Source organism: Candidatus Jordarchaeum sp. (genome assembly GCF_052745115.1).
Window position 1 is genome coordinate 1 of the sequence record NZ_JBRAKS010000312.1, and the last position, 4,391, is coordinate 4,391.

The following is a 4,391-nucleotide window of genomic DNA, read 5'->3' on the forward strand; positions in this document are numbered from 1 at the left end:
ATCTATTATTTATTTCTGTTAATTAATTCCATGATTTTTTGCTCTGCAGAGTTAATCGTTATTGGAAGGCTAGTATCAAAGGATAATTTGTGATCGGATTCTAGTTTGTGAAATAATTGTCCAATTATGGGCAGTTTTAGACCATACTTTTCCAGAATCTCATAGTCTGCGAGCAGTTCTTTGGTGTGTCCCTTAGCTTTGATTTTTCCATTATACATTATGATGGTTCTGTCTGTGATTTGGGGTAAAGTGTTTACGTCGTGGGTGGCTATGATAATAGTTTTTCCTTTTGACGATATTTCTCTTAAGATTTTGATGATGTTCTCTACGCTTCTCGGATCCAAGTTTGCGGTGGGCTCGTCCAGTAGGAGAATTTCTGGTTCCATAGAGAGAATGGTGGCTATGGCCGCTCTTCTCTTCTCACCGAAACTCAAGTGGTGAGGGGCTTTCTCAGCATAGGTTGTTAAGCCTACGAGTTTAAGGGCTTTTTCAACTCGTTCTTCCACCTGTTCTGGGGGGAAGCCAAGATTTACAGGTCCAAACGCAACGTCGTCCCAAAGTGTGGGGCAGAATAGTTGGTTCTCAGGGTTCTGGAAGACGAAGCCGACTCTTCGTCTTATTTCTTTAAGGTTTTTCTCTACGACTTTTTTCCCGAAAATTTGTACAGTGCCCTCTGTTGGTGTAAGGAGACCGTTAAGATTCATGAGCAGAGTTGATTTTCCAACTCCACTTATTCCGAGTAGTAGAATTGATTCTCCAACAGATACCTCTAGGCTTACATCTTTTAAAGCCCAAGACTCATCGGGATACTTATACTTCAGATTTTTTACATTGACTGCTAACTCAGACAACTAGTAACCCCCAAAAAGTTCTAGTAAAGTCGGTGAAGATATACACCTTTTCTACTACTAAATCTATTATAATGTAGGTGAGGTATGAGTGATTCAAAGTCGTGAAATTAAAAGCCATTAGATCCATAAGGATTAAGCTGAGAATGATAGTAAAAATTAAACATAGGAAAACTACATCAGTTTTACCAATTTTTAGCTTGGTATGGCTTTCTAGCTTTCCAACATATCCTCTCGAAAGCATGGCGTAGTATACTTGCTCTCCCCTTTCAAACGCTCTTAGGAAAAGTGTTCCTATCATTTGTCCCACAACCTTTATCCTTTTTATGAAAACCTCTTTTCCGAAGTTTCTCATGTTTCTTGCCTGAACCATGGAAAGTGCTTCATCCGCAAATAAGAAAATGTAGCGATAAGTAATTAGGAGAAGTGTCGTGAGAATTTCAGGTGCACCCATTTTTCTCAGAGCCATAGCTATATCTGAAAATTTACTAGTTGAAACCAAGAGAACCGCCGCTCCCACAGATATCCACACCCTTGAAACAAAAACTATGGTTCGATAGAGGCCCTCAAAAGAAACCGTAAGATAATTGAAACCGAAAGTAGGTATAATAGTTAAGATGTTTCCGGGAACAATGAAGGGCAGAGGCAATGCAATAAGAACGGTGAAAAGAGGAATAAAGGATGCCCGAACAATGTACAACTTTAATGGAATTCTAGAAAGCAAAACCAAGCTTATGAGAATTATAAATAGAACTCCCAAAAAAATGATATTTTCTAAAATCACCGCACAGATAATTATCAACAACAATGAAACTAGTTTAATACGGGTATCACGTCGATGTACTGCGGAAACCATATTCGTGGTTCTCTCAGTAAGCAGAGTGTCTCTGAAAAAAGTCAATAGTCCAGCCATACCGATAGGGTTCTTCAAAAATAAACCTCCGATCTTGAATCAAAACTCTTCAAATAGATTCGGAATTCAAATTTCGAGTCCCGAAAAATGGCTATCAAAACCATTAAAATATTCTCCTATTTTAGCTAGATAATTGCCCCATAAGTTTGATGAAAACGGTGCCCACTTTGAGTAATAAATTTTTCTTAAAAAGTAATACTTTAAACAAATCAAAGCCCATTAAATACAATGTAAAACGCAAATAACTCACCAGAAGTCTGAAGAAAAGTGATGCATACCAAAAGAGAGGCAAAGGATAGATTTTAAAACATAGAAGAACATAAACTTGGAAAAAGCATTATCAAAATAATTATCGGTGGTGCAGAACCGTGATAGTAAAATCAGCACAAGCAAAGACCGTAGAAATGTTGGAAGGAGTTTGGCGCAAAAACTTAGCACTGGGAGAAAAAATGATGTTGTGCGAATTTACCTTTCAAAAAGGAGCAATAGTACCCGCGCATACCCACCCCCACGAACAAGTGGGATACGTGGTAAAAGGAAAAGTTAAACTAAGAATCGGAGAAAAAAAATACCTATTAGGAACGGGAGACAGTTACTACATAAAACCAAATATCGACCACTCTGCAGAATTAATCGAAGAATCTATAATCATAGATGTGTTCTGTCCACCAAGAGAAGACTATAGATAAAAACTGGTTTTAAAAATATTTAGGCATCCGTTTCTTCTTACTAAAAATTAATTAGGAAGATATAAAAAAAGGCATTTAGATGCTTATTCCATAAAAGGAAGGTAGGGAGATGAGTTCGTCCAAGGCTGGGCTTGAGGAGAGTGCTGCCAAGATCCTATTTTTGAGTGGAGTTAAACTCTTATCACAAGGTGAAGGGGAGAGAGCTCTTAGAAGATTTGAAAAAGCTTCAGAAATCTTTACCGAAAAAGGATTAAAGTCCGAAATGGCAAGATGCTACAGACAAATGGGAAATGTTTACACTTTTTACGAGGAATGGGACAAGGCTGAAACCTGTTATAAAAACGCTATAGAACTGGATAGAAAGTTGAAGGATTGGCCTAACCTTTTAGAGAATTTATTCCTTTTAACTAATCTGTTAATGGATAAGAACGAACTGAATGGAGCCTTGGAATATGCGCAGGAAGCTGAAAAAGTTTCTAGAAAAGCTAAGGATAAGGTTAAACAGTTTCAGTCCTATAAACAGATTGGTCAAATTTATGAGAGATTATGGAATCTGAAGAAAGCGCTGGAATATTTTGAGAAAGCGATTAAAATTGGAGATAAAATTGATCATCCAGAAATAGCATCACTAGCTAGGGAAGTAGCGTGGATACTGAAAAAAGAGGTGGATGCAGAACTAAGAAGAAGAAATTCAAAAATAAAGGAACTACCACTAGACTGAGTGATAACAAGTTCTAAACAGTATCTGTTTACCCGGATTAATTAGGATGCTACTTCACAAGCTCTCATAATAAGGTCGGCTAATTGCCCTGAGGTGATGTTGGGAATTTCCTGTCCTTCCATGCTAAGAACTTTTTCCACTTTTTCTTGAACAGCTTCTTTTTTAATGGGAGCTCCTTGAATCTCTCTTTCAATCTTGTGCACCGGGGATTCCGGTATCAATGGAGACGCGTGCAAGGAACCAGAAATCAGCAGATTAATTATCTTATCTTTTTCCGTTAACACAACCGCTCGCACAAAAGGACCCTGGGGTATTTTAACTCGTGCCTCACCCTTTTTAACGCCACCCGTTATTGGGGTTTCCTTAAATTTTTGGGCTTCCGAGCGGTCCCAGAACCAGGTGTCAGCGGTGAGCATGCCCTTTACCGCATTGTATATGGGAACTTTGTCCCAAAAAATTTCACATTCCACCATGGTTACTCCAAAAGCTTTTTCACATGAGTGTTTTAGAACTTCTGATAGTTCGTCTAGTGTTATTTCTCTGCCCACGGCCTCGTTTAGACAAGTGGATCTGTCCCTCAGGGTTTTGGTTTCCTTGTCTGCAAACTTTTCCGGGGGCGGAATGATGACTTCGTCCACTCTCTCCCAGGGAATAGGAGTCATTTGTATCCCGGCACCCACAGCCATGTAGGCTGGAGTAGGAACTCCACTGGCTATGCTGATCTTTCTCCATACTCCATCATCACAGTAGACTTCCACATCATTTATGGGTTTAAACCTGGTTTTTATTCCGAATTCCTCGCCAATATCTTTAACATAGGTACTATAGAGTATTCGGTAAAACTCTTCCAGGGTTGGAGGACACTTGGGGTGGTCTCTACGAAAACCGGTTCCGTTGATAGGGCAGCCCTTATCGAGCCAGGATGTGCCTCCGCCCAGCGGGGCTCTAATATCTAGAGTTATGTTCCTAGCCCTACATTTGTCAATATTTACGTCGTGATCTGGCGATGCAAAATAAGGAAACACCACATTATCTGTTTGCCACTCCATCCACCAGGTAACACAATTAGGTAAAACTCCGGGCGGAGTGAGCGATAAGGTTCCTACTCTTAAAATGAAATCCTTAAAACCGACACACAATTTTGAGTAGGCACTCTCATCTTCCTCAAATTTAGTTTTTCCATCCTTACGACGCCAGGCAATCTGGTCTGACAATAATCT

Annotated in this window: 5 protein-coding genes; 2 read left to right on the top strand and 3 right to left on the bottom strand. The window is 39.5% G+C overall.

From position 1 onward, the window contains the following. Nucleotides 1–5: 5 nt before the first annotated feature. Together ACUVXA_RS16750 and cbiQ are read right to left on the bottom strand one after the other, a co-directional pair. Nucleotides 6–851, bottom strand: a complete 846-nt coding sequence (locus tag ACUVXA_RS16750; RefSeq protein ID WP_445872432.1) for an energy-coupling factor ABC transporter ATP-binding protein — start codon at nucleotides 849–851, stop codon at nucleotides 6–8. After that, nucleotides 844–1,779: a cobalt ECF transporter T component CbiQ gene (gene cbiQ / locus ACUVXA_RS16755; RefSeq protein WP_445872433.1), complete on the bottom strand. Its 936-nt coding sequence runs from the start codon at nucleotides 1,777–1,779 to the stop codon at nucleotides 844–846. The genes ACUVXA_RS16750 and cbiQ overlap by 8 nt, the downstream gene beginning before the upstream one ends. Nucleotides 1,780–2,129: 350 nt before the next feature. Here cbiQ and ACUVXA_RS16760 point away from each other — a divergent pair, with 350 nt between their 5' ends. Further along, the gene (locus ACUVXA_RS16760) at nucleotides 2,130–2,450 is read left to right on the top strand and encodes a cupin domain-containing protein (RefSeq protein ID WP_445872434.1); all 321 of its coding nucleotides are present in this window, start codon (nucleotides 2,130–2,132) and stop codon (nucleotides 2,448–2,450) included. Between the two features lie 109 nt (nucleotides 2,451–2,559). Further along, a complete protein-coding gene (locus tag ACUVXA_RS16765; protein WP_445872435.1) occupies nucleotides 2,560–3,171 on the top strand; it encodes a tetratricopeptide repeat protein in 612 nt (203 codons plus the stop codon). 41 nt (nucleotides 3,172–3,212) lie between these two features. Here the strand turns inward: ACUVXA_RS16765 and ACUVXA_RS16770 are convergent. After that, nucleotides 3,213–4,391, bottom strand: a 1,179-nt coding sequence (locus tag ACUVXA_RS16770) for a lipoate--protein ligase family protein (RefSeq protein WP_445872436.1), incomplete at its 5' end; no start/stop codon positions are given.

Bases quoted from the DNA above. Each gene is read 5' to 3' on its own strand.
- ACUVXA_RS16765 (WP_445872435.1), top strand. From the start codon at position 2,560: ATGAGTTCGTCCAAGGCTGGGCTTGAGGAGAGTGCTGCCAAGATCCTA.